This window comes from Pelomonas caseinilytica, from assembly GCF_021353235.1.
Lineage (GTDB): Bacteria > Pseudomonadota > Gammaproteobacteria > Burkholderiales > Burkholderiaceae_C > Pelomonas > Pelomonas caseinilytica.
Window position 1 is genome coordinate 175,657 of record NZ_JAJTWT010000007.1, and the last position, 17,370, is coordinate 193,026.

Genomic DNA, 17,370 nt, shown 5'->3' on the forward strand with positions numbered 1-17,370 from the left:
TCCTGGCATGTCACTTGCAGTCTCCGGGGCATGGCCGACAGCGGCCCCACGGATTTCGACAACGACGGAGACAGCCATGAAATTCCACCCCCTCGCCCTGGCCGGCGGACTCTGCCTCGCGGCCGTCCTGGTGACCGTGCAGGCCTGGGCCCACGGCGACGTGACGCCCCAAGCCGTGGACACGTCCAGCCTGCCCCAGCTCGGCGAAGGCTGGCGGCCCGAGAACCCCTTCCGGGGCAACGAGGCTGCCATCAAGATAGGCAGTTCGGCCTTCAACCAGAACTGCGCCCGCTGCCACGGCCTGGAGGCAGTCTCCGGCGGCATCGCGCCCGACCTGCGCCGCCTGGACAACGACTGCGCCACGCTCAAGGACGAGGCCAGGAAGGCCGCCTGCGTGAAGGAGAACGACGACTACTTCCTCAACACCGTGCGCCACGGCCGCAGCCGCAACGGCGCCGTCTATATGCCGCCCTTCGAGGGCGTGTTCACGCAGGAAGCCATGTGGGCGGTCAAGTCCTACCTCGAGACCCGCCGGGAGAAGCCGCTGTGAGGCGCCGCGAGCTGCTCGCCTTCGGCGCGGTGGCGCTGGCCGGCACCGCCGCCACCACCCTGGCCCAGGTGCGCGAGCGCGGCCACCTCGTCGTCGGCCTGTACGAGGACATGCCGCCCTTCCACGTCAAGGGCCGTGGCATCGACGTCGAGCTCGGCCAGGCCCTGGCCGAGGCGCTGGGCGTGAAGTTCTCGCCGCTGCCCTTCAATGCCGACGAGAACATGGCCGACGACCTGCGCAACATGGTCTGGAAAGGCCACTACCTCGGCTACGGCCCCGCCGACGTGCTGATGCACGTGCCGGTGGACCGCCCGCTGATCGAGGCCACGCCGCAGGCGCGCATCTTCGCGCCCTACTACCGCGAGCACGTGGTGCTGGCGCGGCGGCTGCAGGAGCTGCCCGTGCTGGACGGCCTGTCGCAGCTCGGCGGGGGCCGCGTCGCCGTGGCCGGCCAGACGCTGGCGGGTTGGCTGATGATCGGCGCCGACGGCGGCGCCTACCGCGAGCAGCTGTCCACCCAGTACAAGGACGGCTGCGAGGCGGCGCGCGCCCTGCAGCGCGGCGAGGTGGTGGCCGCGGCCGGCCTGGCCTCGGAGCTGGAGAGCGTGCTCGCCGGCGACGCCGCCTTCCGCATCGAGCCCCTGCCCTCGCCACGCGCGCCGCGCGACGGCTGGGCCGCCGGCCTGGCCGTCAAGCGCGACGCCACCGACCTCGCCGAGGCCTTGCAGCAGGCCCTCGACCGCCTGACGAAGGCGGGCCGCGTGGGCGAGATTTTTGCCAAGTACAAGGTTGCCTGGCGCCCTGCCTGAGCTGACCGCCCGATCTGGAGACTCCCATGACCCAGCCATTCGCGCCCACCGCGCGAAGGACCGTCCTCGCGCTGGCCGCTGCCGCCGCCGCTTCGGCCGGCGCCGCGCCCACCGTGCTCGACGCCGTCGTCGTCACCGCCACCCGCACCGAGGCCGCGGCCTTCGACCTGCCGGCCTCCATCGACCGCATCGACGGCGAGGCCCTGCGCGCCGGCCGCGCCCAGGTCAACCTCTCGGAGGGCCTGGGCGGCGTGCCCGGCCTGCTGGCGCGCGACCGCCAGAACTACGCCCAGGACGTGCAGATCTCGGTGCGCGGCTTCGGCGCCCGCTCGGCCTTCGGCATCCGCGGCGTGCGCCTGTACGTCGACGACATCCCCGCCACCCTGCCCGACGGCCAGGGCCAGATCACCAACGTCGAGATCGGCACCGTGGGCCGCGTCGAGGTGCTGCGCGGGCCCTTCTCGGCCCTGTACGGCAACTCCTCCGGCGGCGTGCTCAGCGTGCACTCCGAGACGCCCGACGGCCCGCCCCGCGCGGAAGCCGGCGTCGCCTTCGGCAGCGATGGCCTCCGGCGCGTGGCGGCCTCCAGCCGCGGGCGCGAGGGCGGCTTCGCCTACACCGTGGGCGCCAGCCGCTTCGAGACCGACGGCTACCGCCAGCACAGCCAGGCCGAACGGCGTCTGGCCAATGCGCGGTTGAACTGGAAGCTGGGCCAGGCGACGCAGCTGACCCTGGTGGCCAACAGCGTCGAGCTGCCCGAGGCGCAGGACCCTCTCGGCCTGACCCGCGCGCAGTGGCAGGCCGACCCGCGCGGCGTGGACCCGGTGGCGCTGAGCTACGACACCCGCAAGACCATGCAGCAGGCCCAGGGCGGCCTGGTGCTGGAGCACGGCATCGACGCCGCCAACCAGCTCCGCGTGATGGTCTACCACGGCCATCGCGCGACGACCCAGTTCCAGTCCATCCCGTCCAACAGCCAGGGCAGCCTGCACCCTGGCGGCGTCATCGACCTGGCGCGCGACTACGAAGGCGCCGACCTGCGCTGGCGCTGGAAGGGCGCCGGCGCCAGCATCGTCGCCGGCCTGGCGGCTGACCAGCTGCGCGAACACCGCCTGGGCTACCAGAACTTCATCGGCGCCGGGCCTGCCATCCAACTGGGCGTGCAGGGGGCGCTGCGCCGCGACGAGACCAACCGCGTCTCCAACGCCGACCCTTACCTCCAGGCCGAATGGCAGCCCACGCCGGCCTGGCGGCTCAGCGCCGGTGTGCGCCGCAGCCGGGTCGACTTCAGCTCCACCGACGCCTACGTCACCAAGACCAACCCGGACGACAGCGGCAGCACGCGCTATGCCGCCACGCTGCCGGTGCTGGGCGCCAGCTGGGCCGCCAGCGACGCCCTGCGCCTGTACGCCACCGCCGGCCGCGGCTTCGAGACGCCCACGCTCAACGAGCTGGCCTACCGGGCCAGCGGCGGCACGGGGCTGAACTTCGGGCTGCAGCCCTCGCTCAGCCACAGCGTCGAGGCGGGCGCGAAGGCGCGCCTGGCCGGCGGCGAGTTCACGCTCGCCGTTTTCCAGACCACCACGGCCCACGAGATCGTCACCCAGACCAACCAGGGCGGCCGGGCCACCTACCAGAACGCCGGCGCCACGCGGCGCCGCGGGCTGGAGGCCTCGGGCCGCTGGCCGCTGGCGCCGTCCCTGCAGGCCGAGGTCGCCGCGACCTGGCTCGACGCCCGCTACCGCGACGCCTTCCTGACCTGCACGGCCACGCCCTGCGCGGCGGCCAACCAGCCCGTCGCCGCCGGCAGCCGCATCCCCGGCGTCGCACGCACCTCGGCCTATGGCGCCCTGACCTGGCAACCGGGCGGAGGCTGGCGGGCCGGCCTGGAGGCGCGGGCGCTCGGCAAGGTCTGGGTCAACGACCTCAACAGCGATGCCGCCCCGGGCTATGCCACCGCCGCCGCCTTCGCCGGCTATCAGCTCGTGCTCGGTGCCTGGGACCTCGGCGCCCTGCTGCGCGTGGACAACCTGGCCGGCCGCCGCTACGCCGGCTCCGTCATCGTCAACGACGGCAACGGCCGCTTCTTCGAGCCGGCGCCCGGCCGCACCTGGCTGGCGAGCGCCACCGCCAACTACCGCTTCTGAAGCCAAGACAAAAGGCAACCACAGAGCCACAGAGACACAGAGGAAATGCAGAGCGCTCTTCTCCGTGCCTCTGTGCCTCCGTGGTTGCATTTCCAACGACCCAGGAGAAGCACGATGTCCCGTCTCCTTCCCGTCCTGACCCTGCTCACCGCCGCCATCTCGGCCGCCCACGCCGGCCCGCTGGCCTATGTGTCCAACGAGGGCTCGGGCACGCTGAGCGTCATCGACACCGAGACCGACGCGGTGCTCTACGAGCTGCCGGCCGGCGCCAAGCCGCGCGGCGCCGTCGTGAGCCCCGACGGCCGCCGCGCCTACGTGAGCGACCAGCCCGGCAACCGCCTCGTCGTGCTGGACCTGGCCACGCGCCGCCAGGCCGGCGAGATCCCGCTCGGCGAGTCACCCGAAGGCCTGGGCCAGTCGCCCGACGGGCTGTGGGTGGTGGCGGCGGTCGAGGAGAGCAACGAGATCGTCTTCGTCGACACGCGCACCCTGGCCCGCAGCTTCGCCGTCAAGGTGAAAGGCAAGAACCCCGAGCACGCCGTCTTCAGCCCGGACGGGCGCTGGGTGCTGGTGAGCGCCGAGGAGGGCAGCGCCGTGGACGTCATCGACGTGGCCAAGCGCGCCCAGGTCGCGCAGATCCCCGTCGGCGCCCGGCCGCGCGGCATCGGCTTCTCGCCGGACGGGCGGCGCGCCTACGTGGCGGCCGAGATGTCCAGCGAGATCTACGTCATCGACACGCCGAGCTTCACGGTGCGCGACAAGCTCATGGCCGGACCCAAGAGCAACGGCATCAGCGTGCATCCCGACGGCCGGCGCGTCTTCATCTCCAACGGCGGCGACGCCAGCGTCTCGGTGCTGGACGTGGAGCGCATGGCCCTGGTCGCCACCATCCCGGTCGGGCAGCGGCCCTGGAACATGGCCCTGACGCCCGACGGCCGCAAGCTCTACGTGGCCTGCGGGCGCTCGGGCGCCGTCTCCGTCATCGACACCGAGACCCTGCAGCGCGTGGCCGACGTGGCCGTGGGCAAGCTGCCTTGGGGCGTGGTGATCCGGTGAACGCACCGGCGCGACGATCGATGAACACAGCCACAGAGACACAGAGGCACAGAGGCCTCCGGATGCCCGCACTGGACCGGACCCTCTGTGCCTCTGCGCCTCTGTGGCTCTGTTTGCCTTTCGCCGTGGCCACGGCCGGTACGCAGGTCCAGCTCGACCGCGTCGAGATCGTTGGCCTGTCGCCGGTCGCCGGCGTGGACGTGGCGGCCGAGCGGGTGCCCGCCCGCGTGCAGACCGCGAGCGCGGCCGACCTGGAGCGCAGCCAGGCCCTGGACCTGGGCAGCTTCCTGAACCGGCGCCTGGCCAGCGTCCACCTCAACGAGGTGCAGGGCAACCCCTGGCAGCCGGACCTGAACTTCCGCGGCTTCACGGCCTCGCCCCTGCTCGGCTCGCAGCAGGGCCTGTCGGTCTATCTGGACGGCGTGCGCCTGAACCAGCCCTTCGGCGACGTGGTCAGCTGGGACCTGATTCCCAAGGCCGCCATCGCCCGGCTCACGCTGGACCCGGGCTCCAACCCGCTGTTCGGCCTCAACACCCTGGGCGGCGCGCTGACGCTGCAGACCAAGGACGGCGCCAGCCACCCGGGCACTTCGATACAGCTGCTGGCCGGCTCCCACGGGCGGGTGGCGGTGGAGTTCGAGCACGGCGGCAGCAGTGCCGGCGGCAACCACTGGTACGTCACCGGCCACCGCCTGCACGAGGCCGGCTGGCGCGCGGACTCGCCCTCGGGCGTGAGCCAGCTCCTGGCCAAGCTGGGCCGGCGCGACGGCACCACCGACCTCGCCCTCACCGCCGCCCTCGCCGCCACGCGCCTGCACGGCAACGGCCTGCAGGAGCAGACCCAGCTCGAGCAGGACCGTGCCAGCGTCTACACCCGGCCCGACGTCACCCGCAACCGCTCGCTGCTGCTCGGCCTGGCGCTGTCGCGGTCGCTCGGCGCACGCTGGACGCTCAGCGGCAACGCGCATGCGCGCCTCATCCACACCCGCACCTTCAACGGCGACCTCAACGACGACGCCCTCGGCCAGTCGCTCTACCAGCCCGATGCCGGCGAGGACGCCGCCAACACGCCCTTCCCGCAACGGCGCTGCATCGCCCAGGCCCTGCTGCAGGACGAGCCGGCCGAGGCCTGCAACGGCGTGCTGCGCCGCACCCTCACGCGCCAGGGCGACCAGGGCCTGGCCCTGCAGCTGGGCTACGACGGGCCGCTGTTCGGCATCCAGAGCCAGTCCCTCGTCGGCGCCTCGGCCGACTTCAGCCGCAGCCACTTCACCCAGGGCTCCGAGCTGGGCTATGTCAATGCGGACCGCAGCATCACCGGCGTGGGCGCCTTCGGCGACGGCGTGAGCGGCGGCAGCCTGGACGGCGAGCCCTACGACACCCGCGTCGACCTCTCGGGCCGCACGCGCACCCTCAGCGCCTTCGCCAGCACCGTCCTCGACCTGGACGCCGTCACCCACCTCAACCTGTCCGGCCGCTACAACCACACGCGGCTGCGCAACCGCGATGCCCTGCGCCCCGGCGGCGGCCCGGGCTCGCTGGACGGCGACCAGCGCTTCAGCCGCCTCAACCCGGCCCTGGGCCTGACCTGGGCGGCGGCTCCCGGGCTGCAGCTGTGGGCCGGCGCCAACCAGGGCAGCCGCGCGCCCTCGTCCATCGAGCTGGGCTGCGCCGACCCCGCCCACCCCTGCAAGCTGCCCAACGCCTTCGCCGGCGACCCGCCGCTCAGGCAGGTCGTCACGACGACGCTGGAGGCTGGCCTGCGCGGCGGCGCTCCCGGCCAGGCGCTGAGCTGGAGCCTGGGCGTGTTCCGCTCGGACAACCGCGACGACCTGCTCTTCGTCGCCGACGACGCGGCCGGCTTCGGCTACTTCAAGAACTTCGGCCGCACCCGCCGCCAGGGCGTCGAGCTGAGCCTGAACGCGCGGCCCGCCGCGGGCCTCTCGGCGGGCGCCGACCTCACGCTGCTGGATGCCACCTACCGCACCGCCGAGGTCGTCAACGGCGCCTCCAACAGCAGCAACGACGCGGCGGCGGCCGGCCTGCCCGGCGTGGACGGGCGGATCGAGATCCACCCCGGCGACCGCATCCCCCTCGTGCCGCGGCGCCTGCTCAAGCTCCACGCCGACCTGGACCTGGGCGACGCCTGGTCCCTCGGCGCGGACACGGTCGCCACCAGCGGCGCCACGGCGCGCGGCAACGAGAACGGCCGGCACCGGCCCGACGGCGCCTACTACCTCGGGCCCGGCCGAAGTGCCGGTTATGCCGTGGTGAACCTCAACGCGGCCTGGAAGCCCGCCAAGGGCTGGAAGCTGTTCGCGCAGGTGAGCAACCTGTTCGACCGCACCTACAGCTCGGCCGCCCAGCTCGGGCCCACCGGCTTCGACGCCGCCGGCCGCTTCCAGGGCCAGCCCTTCGCCGCGAACGCGAACGGCGACCGCCCGCTGCGCCACGCGACCTTCCTCGCCCCGGGCGCGCCGCGCAGCGTACAGCTCGGCGCCAGGATCGCCTTCTAGGGCCTGTTCACACTACGGCAGGGGTCGCGAAGGCCATCCCCCAGGGGCCAATCAAGGCGCAGCGCGCCGCCCGCATTGATATGCGGGCAAGCGGTGCAACGCCGAGTGGCCCCTGGGGGATGGCCTTCCCTTCGGGTTGTGACCAAAAGGCCCGCGCGCGGCGTTGCGAAGCCTCGCTTGGGGCCTACCCAAGCTTCGTTTCGCGCCTTGCTCGCGGGCCTTTTGGTCGCAACGCGACCCCTGCCGTAGTGTGAACAGGCCCTAGGCACAAGCCCTCGGCCGCTGCTCCGCGCCGCCACAGGCCCGCTGCAGGGCGGCGCACCTCGGGCAGGCGGCTTCGCCACACCGAACCTGCGGGGCCACCCGCAAGGGCGTGCCAACGCGGCACGCCCGGGCGCGCGCGGTGCGCCGTCACGCAACGTCCCAGGCCCTCGTTCGCTCCAGGCCGGCGCTGGCACAGCGCTTGCGCAAAGCGCCTCGGCTTCCAAACCGACAACACCTGGAGACGACATGAACCACCACGCCCTGCGCGCCAACGCTTGCCTCGCCACCCTCGCCCTCGCCGCCGCCGGTGCGGCCCACGCCGCCGACTTCAAGGCCGGCGAATGGGACCTGAGCCTGGGCGGCATCGTCAACGCCTACTACACCCACACCCGCTGCAGCGGCTCCCGGGCCGTGGGCGGCACGGCCCTGGCCACCCAGGCCCTGGGCTGCGGCGGCACCGAGGGCCGCACCGTCGTCGGCAACGGCCTGCTGCCCAATGCCCTCACCACCACGGCCAAGACCCGGCAGGAGGGCTACGACATCTCCGCCACGCTGATGATCGGCGCGGCCGTCGCCGCGGGCGACGCCATCTCCAACAACAGCAACGTCGACGTCCGCCAGGGCTTCGTCACCTTCGGCAACGCCGACATGGGCACGGTCAAGCTGGGCCGCGACTACGGCCTGTTCGGCAAGTCGGCCATCCTCGGCGACATGACGCTGCTGGGCGCGGGCGCTCCGGTCAGCGCCACGCAGCGCAACCGCGTGACGCTGGGCCACATCGGCTCGGGCTACACCTACCTCGGCACCTACGGCCAGGTGGCCTACAGCCTGCCCACGAGCAGCGGCTTCTCCGCCACGGTGGCGCTGATGAGCCCGGTCGACGCCGGCAGCCTGATCGGCCGCAACCAGCCCCAGCTGCAGGCCCTGGCGACGGCCAGCTTCGGCGGCGGCAAGGTCTGGCTGGGCGCCAAGCACCAGAAGTTCGAGGGCACGGGCGGCTTCTCGATGAGCGGCGTCGAGCTGGGCGGCAGCGTCGCCGTCCGCACCCTGGGCTTCGCAGCCAACGTGCAGAGCGGCAAGGGTCTCGGTGTGCTGACCGACGGCGACAGCGGCAACCGCAAGCAGACCAACCTGCTGCTGCAGGCCACCTGGCAGGCCACGCCCAAGGCCAAGCTCGGCCTGAACTGGGGCGAGAGCCGGCTCAAGGACGGCGTCGCCACCGACCTGCGCAGCAACACCAACGTGACGGCTGGCCTCTACTACGGCCTGACCAAGAGCCTGACCCTGGTGGGCGAGATCAGCCGCACGACGTCCAAGCCGGTGGCGGGCGAGTCGGCGCGGATGAACGGCGTGGCGCTGGGCGGGATCGTGTTCTTCTGAGAGCGGCAAGGCCCTCGCGGCACCGGCGGCGGCTCAGCCCCGGGGCCGCCAGGGCAGCATGGCCGCCAGCACGCCGTCGCGCAGCCGGAAGTGGTGGTACAGCGCAGCCACCGCGTGCAGGCCGGCCAGCCACATCAACACGTCGCCCAGCAGGCCGTGCACGTCGCCCCAGTCCGCCGCCTCGCCCAGGCCCGAGCCGGCGATCAAGGGGAACTCGTCGACCCGCACGCCGCCCAGCAGCGTCAGCGGATGGTGCTCGCTGCCCAGGGCCAGCAGGGCCGTGGCCGGCAAGGCCAGCATCAAGACCCACAGCACGACGTGCGTCAACGTCGACAGCCGATGCATCCACGCCGCCATCTCGAAGCGCGGCCTGTCCGGCCGCAGCGCCACCCACACCAGGCGCACCAGCGTCAGCGCCAGCACCAGCAGGCCGAGGGACTCATGCCAGACGATGTCCAGCCGCGTCGCCGGGTCGATGCCCTTGCGCATCATCCGCCCGAAGCCGCCCGGGCCGAGGACGAAGGCGACGGTCACGGCGATGGCGGTCAACCAATGCAGGGCGCGGCTGATGGGGTCGTAGCGGGTGGCGGTCATGGGGCGGGATGTGAGCCGGGTTGTCGGGATTTTGGCGGGCCTGGTTGGGTCGGCAGTTGACGGACGACAAGGTCCCGCTTCGCGCGGGCATCATGGCCCGGCACACGCTACCGGCCATGGGCCGCAAGGCTCGTCCGCCACCAGTCCCGATGACCGCGCTGCAACACGCGACCCGCCACCTCCCGCTGCTGACCGCCGCTCTACGAAGGCGTCATGCGCCAGCTGGTGGCCGAGGCCTGAAGGCGCGGGCGGCCCCGCTCAATGCACGTGCGAGGCGCCACCGGCGGGCGCGTCGGCCGCGGCCTTGCAATGCCTGTCCATCATCGTTTCGGGCGCGCTGGCAGCGCGGCCAGGCTCGGCGGCGTGGCGGGCGCACATCTCGTCCATCATGGAGTGGCCCGGTCTGCCGGCACCGTCGGGCGGGGCGCCATGTCCCGCCTGCGGTGGCGAGGCACAGGCGGCGAGAGCCACGGAGACGCTCAGAGCGAGCAGGGGAGCGAACGGATTCATGCAACGGTCTCCGTGAGGGCGGGGCCCCAGCATGCGGCGGCCCCACCGCACCGCGTTTGACGCCGGTCAATCGCGCAGCCCCTCCCGCCGACCCCGGCGTCACGGCGACCCGCGGAGCTGGCATGCTCCGCATCTCCCGTCAGCAGTTCGAGACGACCATGTTGCCCGCCACCCCCGCCGCCGACCGCCCCCAGACCCTGGGCGAGGAGATCGCCAATGCCGTCAGCCACGGCCTGGGCGCCGCGCTGGCCATCGCGGCCCTGCCCATCCTGGTGATCCGCGCCATGAACCACGGCGCCGCGGCGGACGTGGCCGCGGCGGCCATCTTCGCGGCCACGGCCATCCTGCTCTACGGCATCTCCACGCTCTACCACGCCCTGCCGGCCTCGCTGGCCAACGGCCGCGTCAAGGCCTGGCTGGTGCGGCTGGACCACGCGGCCATCTATGTCTTCATCGCCGGCAGCTACACGCCCTTCACCCTCGGCGTGCTGCACACGGGCCCGGGCGTGACGCTGCTGGTCGCCGTCTGGGCCGCGGCGGCCTTCGGCGTGACCATCAAGCTGCTCAACCGGCTGCGCCATCCCGTCGTCTCGACGCTGCTCTACCTGGCCATGGGCTGGGTGGTGGTGTTCGCCGTGGGCCCGCTGGTGGAGCGCATGCCCGGCCCGGGCCTCGCCCTGCTGGTGGCCGGCGGGCTGAGCTACACGCTCGGCGCCGTCGTCTTCCTGCTTGACAACCGGCTGCGTTACGCCCACTTCGTGTGGCATCTGTTCGTGCTGGGCGGCAGCGTCTGCCACTTCTTCGCCGCCCTCTGGTACGCCTACGGCTGAAGGCCGCGGCGGCTCACTCGATGGCGCTGGCCGACCGGGCGCGCTCACGCAGCACGAACTTCTGGATCTTGCCGGTCGAGGTCTTGGGCAGCTCGGCGAAGACCACGCGCTTGGGACACTTGAAGCGCGCCAGCTGGCCGCGGCAGAACTCGATGATCTCGGCCTCGGTGGTGGTGGCGCCCGGCTTGAGCTCGACGTAGGCGCAGGGCACCTCGCCCCACTTGGCGTCGGGCAGGGCGACGACGGAGGCGATCATCACGGCGGGGTGGCGGTGCAGCACGTCCTCCACTTCGACGGAGCTGATGTTCTCGCCACCCGAGATGATGACGTCCTTGCTGCGGTCCTTGATCTTGACGTAGCCGTCGGGCTGCAGGACGGCGAGGTCGCCGGTGTGGAACCAGCCGCCGGCGAAGGCCTCCTCGGTGGCCAGCGAATTCTTGAGATAGCCCTTCATGACGACGTTGCCGCGGAAGCAGATCTCGCCCAGGGTCTCGCCGTCGGCCGGCACGGGCTGCAGGGTCTCGGGGTCGAGCACGGTGACGGCTTCCTGCAGCGGATAGCTCACGCCCTGGCGGCCGTTCAGCCGCGCGCGCTCGGCGGGCGGCAGCGCCTCCCAGTCCTCCTGCTTCACGCACACCGCCGCCGGGCCGTAGACCTCGGTGAGGCCGTAGACGTGGGTGATGTCGATGCCCGCGGCCTCGCAGCCCTCGATGACGGCGGCCGGCGGCGGCGCCCCGGCGATGAGGCCGCGAACGACACGACCGAGCGTGCCGCGCACCTCGGCCGGCGCGTTGATGAGCATGCCGTAGACGATGGGCGCGCCGCACAGGTGGGTGACGCCCTGCTCGTGGATGAGCTGCCACACCAGGGCCGGGTCGACCCTGCGCAGGCAGACGCTGGTGCCGCCCACGAGGGCCATGGTCCAGGGGAAGCACCAGCCGTTGCAGTGGAACATCGGCAGCGTCCACAGGTAGACGGGGTGGTCGGGCAGCTGCCAGGCGATGACGTTGTTGGCGGCGTTGAGATAGGCACCGCGGTGGTGGGTGACGACGCCCTTGGGGTTGCCGGTGGTGCCCGAGGTGTAGTTCAGGGCGATGGCGTCCCATTCGTCGGCGGGCAGCTGCCAGGCACCGGCGGGGTCGCCCTGGGCGAGCAGTTCCTCGTAGGTCAGGTTGCCCAGGCGCGGCGCCTCGGGCGCGGCGGGGTCGAGCACGTCGATGACGAGGGGCCGGTGGCGCGGCTCCACGGCCTGCAGGGCGCGGCCGACGACGGCGGCGAACTCCGGGTCCACCAGCAGCACGCGTGCTTCGCCATGCTCCAGCATGAAGGCGATGGCTTCGGCGTCGAGCCGGGTGTTGAGGGTGTTGAGCACGCCGCCCGCCATGGGCACGCCGTAGTGGGCCTCGAACATGGCCGGGGTGTTGGGCAGCATGGCCGCCACGGTCACGCCCGGGCCCACGCCGTGGGCCGCCAGCGCGCTGGCCAGGCGGCGGCAGCGCGCCTCGGTCTCGCGCCAGGTCTGGCGCAGTTCGCCGTGGACGAGGGCCACGCGGTCCGGAAAGACGGCCGCCGCGCGGCCGAGGAAACTCAACGGCGACAGGGGCACGTGGTTGGCGGCGTTCTTGTCGAGGCCGATCTGGTAGGGGCTGATGCGGGTCATCGGGCGGACTCCTGCGCGTGACGGGACGAAGGCTGGGCGCCGACGTTGGCGCCTTGGCGGTCAGCCTAGGGCCGGCGGCTTACGCCGACGCTGACAAGCGGTCGCACGTCACGTTCAACCCCAGCACGCGTAGGGGCAGGCTCGTGCGCCCTGACACCGCCATCGAGCGACGTGTTACATTCGAGCCATAGATTCGCGCAAGACCGTTTCCTCAAGGTCTTATCTGCAGCCCCGCCGGCCACCCCCTGGCCCGTTCTCGCGAGCGGCTCGCTTCAGCAACTCCCGGTGAGTGTTCTTGAGTGTTTCTGTCTCCGCCAAGGCATGTCGCCCGCGGAGGGTTTTCTCCATTCCCATTCTTTCCAAGGAAATCTCATGAGCATCGAAACCGGTACGGTCAAGTGGTTCGACGACGGCAAGGGCTTCGGCTTCATCTCGCCTGACAACGGCGGCAAGGATCTGTTCGCCCACCACAGCGAAATCAAGAACGGCGGCGGCTTCCGCACGCTGGCCGAAGGCGCCAAGGTCCAGTTCGAGTCCACGCAGGGCGCCAAGGGCCCGCAGGCCTCGAACATCCGCACGCTCTAAGCGCGCAAGCAGTACCCCGGGGCCGCGTGCCCCGGCCATGAACAAGAAGAACATGAACAACAAGAACAACAACATCCAGTCGGGGCGTTATCAGATCTCGCCGATGAGCCTGCCTCATCACGAGGGCGGCTTCGCCGCCTCGGTGTCCATCCGCTCCGGCCAGGGCATGGCCAGCGTGGACCGCATCATGCAGTTCACGCCGCAGTTCCACAGCCGGCGGGCCGCGCTGCGCTACGCCAAGGCCGAAGGCCTGGTGTGGGCGCGCAGCCATTGATGCCGCTTCCGGCGGCGTTTCCAGTCCCCCTCACCAAGAAAGATTCAAGTGGCCAAGGAAGAACTGATCGAAATGCAAGGCGTCGTCCATGAAGTGCTGCCCGACTCGCGCTTTCGCGTGACGCTGACGAACGGACACGAGGTGATCGCCTACACCGGCGGCAAGATGCGCAAGCACCACATCCGCATCCTGGCCGGCGACAACGTGTCGCTGGAGATGTCGCCCTACGACCTGAGCAAGGGCCGCATCACCTTCCGCCATCTCGAACGCCGCACCGGCCCGGCGCCGGCCACCCAGCGCCGCTGACGCCAGGGAGGTTTGTGGCTGCGGCTTGACCGAGGTCAGTGCCGGTCGCCACCCGCTGCCTAGAGTGACGTCACGATTGAACGTCATGCGGCGGCCCGCCGCACCCCTCCCATGCTCGACTCCAAGAACGCCGACGTCTGGCTCGTCGGCGGCGGCATCGCCTCGATGGCCGCGGCCGCCTTCCTGATCCGCGACGCCGGCATGCCCGGGCGGCGCATCCACATCCTCGAAGAACTGGGCCTTGCCGGCGGCTGCCTCGACGGCAGCGCCTCGCCCACGCAGCCCGGCTTCGTGACCCGCGGCGGGCGCATGCTCTGCGAGGAGGTCTACCAGTGCCTGTGGAACCTGCTCGACAGCATCCCCTCGCTGGAGCGGCCCGGGCTGTCGGTGCGCCAGGAGATCACCGCCTTCAACGACGAGGTCCGCACCGAAGCCCATGCGCGGCTGATCGGCCGCGGCGCGCGCATCCTCGACGCCAGGCACTACGGCCTGGACGGCCATGACCGCGCCGAACTCACGCGGCTGCTGGCCACGCCCGAGGCCATGCTGGGCGCGCGGCGCATCGACGAACTCTTCTCGCCGCACTTCTTCGCCAGCCATTTCTGGCAGATGTGGCGCACCACCTTCGCCTTCCAGAACTGGCACAGCGCCATCGAGCTGCGGCGTTATTTCCTGCGCTTCCTGCAGGAGTTCCCGCGCATGCACACCCTGGCCGGCGTGCGCCGCACACCCTTCAACCAGTACGACTCCATCGCCGTGCCGCTGCAGCGCTGGCTGCTCGGCCAGGGCGTGGACGTGCGCTTCGGCCACCGCGTGACCGACATCGACTTCGACCAGGCCGACCCCGCCCGCCGCCGCGCCACGCGGCTGCACGTGCTCACCGCCCAGGGCGGCCAGGCCATCGAGCTGGCCGCGGGCGACGCCTGCCTCGTGACCCTCGGCTCCATCACCGCCGACGCCACCTACGGCAGCAACACCGAGGCGCCGCCCCTCGTCCGCGACCGACGCGACGGTGCCTGGTCGCTGTGGGAGACGCTGGCGCGCAAGGCCGACGACTTCGGCCGGCCGCACACCTTCTTCAATGTCGACGACAACAAGTGGGAGTCGTTCACCCTCACGATGAACGGCCGCGCCCTGCTGGACCGCATCGTCGAGTTCAGCGGCAACCAGCCCGGCACCGGCGCGCTGATGACCTTCGTGGACTCGGCCTGGCTGATGTCCCTCGTCGTGCCGTACCAGCCGCACTTTCCCGGCATGCCGCCGGACACCTATACCGCCTGAGGCTACGGCCTCTTCATCGACGCGCCGGGCAACCACGTCGCCAAGCCGATGTCGCAGTGCGGCGGGCGCGAGATCCTCGACGAGCTGCTGTACCACCTGGGCTTCGGCGACATCCGGGCGGTGGCGCTGGCCAGCACCGACGTGACGCCCGTCATGCTGCCCTACGCCTCGGCCATGTTCGCGCCGCGCAAGCCGGCGGACCGGCCGCGCGTGCTGCCCGAGGGCGCGGCCAACTTCGCCTTCCTGGGCCAGCACGTCGAGTTGCCCGACGACACGGTCTACACCGTCGAATACTCGGTGCACTGCGCCATGCATGCCGTCTACCACCTCTTTGGCGTGGACAAGCCCATCCCGCCCATCTACCAGGGCCTGCACGACCCGCAGGTGGGCCTGCAGGCGCTGGCGGCGGCCTTCAGCTGAGGGCCGGTCCCAGGCGCCGGCGCGGCGGCGCCGTGGTGTACTGACGGCCCTTTCGATTCCGCGCCGCCCGCGATGTCCCACCGCCGCCAGTTCCTCGCCCAAGCCGGTGCTGCCGGCCTGCTCGGCATCATCCAGCGCGCCCAGGCCGTGGCGCCCGCACGCGTCACCGGCACCATCAAGGACGTGGCCCACGTCGTGGTGCTGATGCAGGAGAACCGCTCCTTCGACCACTACTTCGGCAGCCTGCCCGGCGTGCGCGGCTTCGCCGATCCCTTCCCCCTGCCCACGCCGGGCGGCGGCACGGTCTGGACCCAGCCGCGCGCCCAGGGCGGGGCGCCGCTGCGGCCCTTCCGCCTCGACACGCGCGCCCATCCCGAGCTGATGCGCCTGCACGGCACCCCCCACACCTGGCCCGACGCCCAGCTCGCCTGGGACCACGGCCGCATGAGCCGCTGGCCGGCCTACAAGCACGACCACGCCCTGGCGCACTACGGGCTGGAGGACATCGCCTTCCACGTCGCCCTGGCCGAGGCCTTCACCGTCTGCGACGCCTACCACTGCAGTTTCCAGGGCGGCACCCACCCCAACCGCTACTACCTCAACACCGGCACCGTCGACCCCCAGGGCCAGGGCGGCGGCCCGGCCCTCTTCAACGACCTCGAAGGCTTCGGCCCGGCCGACGGCAGCGGCCCGACCTACCGCTGGACCACCTATGCCGAGCGGCTGCAGGCCGCGGGCGTGCCATGGCAGGTCTACCAGGTGTTGGACGACAACTTCGACGACAACTCGCTGGCGAGCTTCCAGGTCTTCCGCGACGCGCATTTCCAGCGCCCCGGCCATGACCCGCAGCTGCGCGAGCGCGGCGTGGCCGATGCCGGCCTGGACCGCCTGCGTGCCGACGTGCTGGCCGGCCGGCTGCCCGCCGTGAGCTGGATCATCGGCACGGCCGAGGGCTCGGAGCACCCCGCCACCTCAAGCCCTGCCCAGGGCGCCAGCTACATCGCCAAGGTGCTGGACGCCCTCACCGCCGACCCCGAGGTCTGGGCGCGCACCGTGCTGTTCATCAACTACGACGAGAACGACGGCTGGTTCGACCACGTGCTGCCGCCGGCCGTGCCCTCGCGCGACGGCACAGGCGGCCTGGCCGGCGCCAGCGGCGTGCCCACCGACGGCGAATACCAGGAACGCCTGTCCGCCCGCCACCAGACGGCGCAGGACCGCGCCCTGCTCGGCCGGCCCCTGGGCCTGGGCCCGCGGGTGCCGATGTTCGTCGTCTCGCCGTGGAGCCGCGGCGGCTGGGTGTGCTCCGAAGTGCTGGACCACACCTCGGTGCTGCGCTTCCTGGAGGCCCGCTTCGGCGTGGCCGAGCCCCACATCACGCCCTGGCGCCGCGCCGTCTGCGGCGACCTCACGGCCGCCTTCGACTTCGGCGGCAGCGAGCCCACGCCGCCGCCGGCCCTGCTGCCCGACGTCGAGAAGCTCGCCCGCCAGGCCCGTGCCCTGCCCAAGCAGGTCAAGCCCCTCCCGCCGGCCACGCCCGCGGTGCCGACGCAGCACCGCGGCATGCGCCGGCTGCGCGCCCTGGACCTGCGGCCCGAGGCGCGCCTGCGCGCGGCGCCGGGCGGCGGCGTGCGCCTCCAGCTGGCCAATGCCGCCGGCCGGGCCGTCGTGCTCCACGTCATGGACCGGCTGCGCCTGGACGCCCTGCCACGCCGCTACACGCTCGCGCCGGGCGATCAGCTCGAGGCCGACTGGCCCGCCGGCCCCGCCGGCGACCACGACCTCTGGCTGCTCGGCCCCGGCGGCTGGCACCGCCACGCCATGGGCCCGGCCAGCGCCACGGCGCCGCAGGCCGACGTCGACGTCGCCCGCGACGGCCGTTCGCTGAGCTGGCTGCTGACCAACCCGGGCGACCGGCTCCACCGCTTCGAACTGCGCGACCTGGCCTACGGCGCCGCGCCACGGCACGTCGAGGTGGCCGCCGGCGGCGAAGCCCGGGTGGTGCTGCCCTTGCCCGAGCACCGCTGGTACGACTGGGCGGTGCGCTGCGAGGGCCTGGCCGGCTGGCACCGCCGCGCGGCCGGCCATGCGGAGAACGGCAGCGCCTCGGTGAACGACCCCGCCATGCACGGACCGGCCCAGCTGCGCAGCTGGCAGGGCGGGGCGACGCGAGCAGGCTGAGCGCCGC

At 72.2% G+C, this 17,370-nt stretch carries 14 protein-coding genes and 1 pseudogene; 12 read left to right on the top strand and 3 right to left on the bottom strand.

What is annotated here, in order from left to right:
* Positions 1 to 76 precede the first annotated feature (76 nt).
* From pedF to LXT12_RS17630, 6 genes are all read left to right on the top strand, one after another.
* The gene (gene pedF, locus LXT12_RS17605) at positions 77 to 550 is read left to right on the top strand and encodes a cytochrome c-550 PedF (protein WP_233393590.1); all 474 of its coding nucleotides are present in this window, start codon (positions 77 to 79) and stop codon (positions 548 to 550) included.
* On the top strand, positions 547 to 1,359 hold the full coding sequence (locus LXT12_RS17610; RefSeq protein WP_233393591.1) for a substrate-binding periplasmic protein: 813 nt from the start codon (positions 547 to 549) through the stop codon (positions 1,357 to 1,359). The genes pedF and LXT12_RS17610 overlap by 4 nt, the downstream gene beginning before the upstream one ends.
* Before the next feature lie 26 nt (positions 1,360 to 1,385).
* Entirely contained in the window at positions 1,386 to 3,506 is a 2,121-nt protein-coding gene (locus LXT12_RS17615) for a TonB-dependent receptor family protein (protein ID WP_233393592.1), read from the top strand.
* A 114-nt stretch (positions 3,507 to 3,620) separates the two neighbouring features.
* A complete protein-coding gene (locus LXT12_RS17620) occupies positions 3,621 to 4,562 on the top strand; it encodes a beta-propeller fold lactonase family protein (protein WP_233393593.1) in 942 nt (313 codons plus the stop codon).
* Positions 4,563 to 4,687: 125 nt separating this feature from the next.
* Positions 4,688 to 7,078 (top strand): TonB-dependent receptor, encoded by a 2,391-nt coding sequence (locus LXT12_RS17625; RefSeq protein WP_233393594.1) that lies wholly within the window; start codon positions 4,688 to 4,690, stop codon positions 7,076 to 7,078.
* Positions 7,079 to 7,588: 510 nt separating this feature from the next.
* Positions 7,589 to 8,722 carry a porin gene (locus LXT12_RS17630; RefSeq protein WP_233393595.1) on the top strand — a complete coding sequence of 378 codons (1,134 nt, stop codon included), beginning with the start codon at positions 7,589 to 7,591 and terminating at the stop codon, positions 8,720 to 8,722.
* A gap of 33 nt (positions 8,723 to 8,755) precedes the next feature.
* On the opposite strand, the gene LXT12_RS17635 is transcribed toward LXT12_RS17630, so the two are convergent.
* Both LXT12_RS17635 and LXT12_RS17640 read right to left on the bottom strand, forming a co-directional pair.
* A complete protein-coding gene (locus LXT12_RS17635) occupies positions 8,756 to 9,316 on the bottom strand; it encodes a cytochrome b (protein ID WP_233393596.1) in 561 nt (186 codons plus the stop codon).
* Between the two features lie 258 nt (positions 9,317 to 9,574).
* Positions 9,575 to 9,826, bottom strand: a complete 252-nt coding sequence (locus tag LXT12_RS17640) for a hypothetical protein (protein WP_233393597.1) — start codon at positions 9,824 to 9,826, stop codon at positions 9,575 to 9,577.
* Between the two features lie 158 nt (positions 9,827 to 9,984).
* Here LXT12_RS17640 and trhA point away from each other — a divergent pair, with 158 nt between their 5' ends.
* Entirely contained in the window at positions 9,985 to 10,656 is a 672-nt protein-coding gene (gene trhA, locus LXT12_RS17645) for a PAQR family membrane homeostasis protein TrhA (protein WP_233393698.1), read from the top strand.
* Between the two features lie 13 nt (positions 10,657 to 10,669).
* Here trhA and LXT12_RS17650 read toward each other — a convergent pair whose 3' ends face one another.
* Entirely contained in the window at positions 10,670 to 12,316 is a 1,647-nt protein-coding gene (locus LXT12_RS17650) for an acyl-CoA synthetase (protein WP_233393598.1), read from the bottom strand.
* 372 nt (positions 12,317 to 12,688) lie between these two features.
* Between LXT12_RS17650 and LXT12_RS17655 the strand changes: the two genes are divergently transcribed.
* The 5 genes and pseudogenes from LXT12_RS17655 to LXT12_RS17675 all read left to right on the top strand — a co-directional run bounded on the left by LXT12_RS17655 (position 12,689) and on the right by LXT12_RS17675 (position 17,363).
* On the top strand, positions 12,689 to 12,901 hold the full coding sequence (locus LXT12_RS17655) for a cold-shock protein (RefSeq protein ID WP_255763669.1): 213 nt from the start codon (positions 12,689 to 12,691) through the stop codon (positions 12,899 to 12,901).
* 37 nt (positions 12,902 to 12,938) lie between these two features.
* Positions 12,939 to 13,175 (top strand): hypothetical protein, encoded by a 237-nt coding sequence (locus LXT12_RS17660; protein ID WP_233393599.1) that lies wholly within the window; start codon positions 12,939 to 12,941, stop codon positions 13,173 to 13,175.
* A 48-nt stretch (positions 13,176 to 13,223) separates the two neighbouring features.
* On the top strand, positions 13,224 to 13,481 hold the full coding sequence (gene infA / locus LXT12_RS17665) for a translation initiation factor IF-1 (protein WP_233393600.1): 258 nt from the start codon (positions 13,224 to 13,226) through the stop codon (positions 13,479 to 13,481).
* A gap of 111 nt (positions 13,482 to 13,592) precedes the next feature.
* Positions 13,593 to 15,182 (top strand): annotated as a pseudogene (locus tag LXT12_RS17670) (oleate hydratase).
* A 72-nt stretch (positions 15,183 to 15,254) separates the two neighbouring features.
* Positions 15,255 to 17,363 carry a phosphocholine-specific phospholipase C gene (locus LXT12_RS17675; protein WP_233393601.1) on the top strand — a complete coding sequence of 703 codons (2,109 nt, stop codon included), beginning with the start codon at positions 15,255 to 15,257 and terminating at the stop codon, positions 17,361 to 17,363.
* The last annotated feature ends 7 nt before the right edge of the window (positions 17,364 to 17,370 follow it).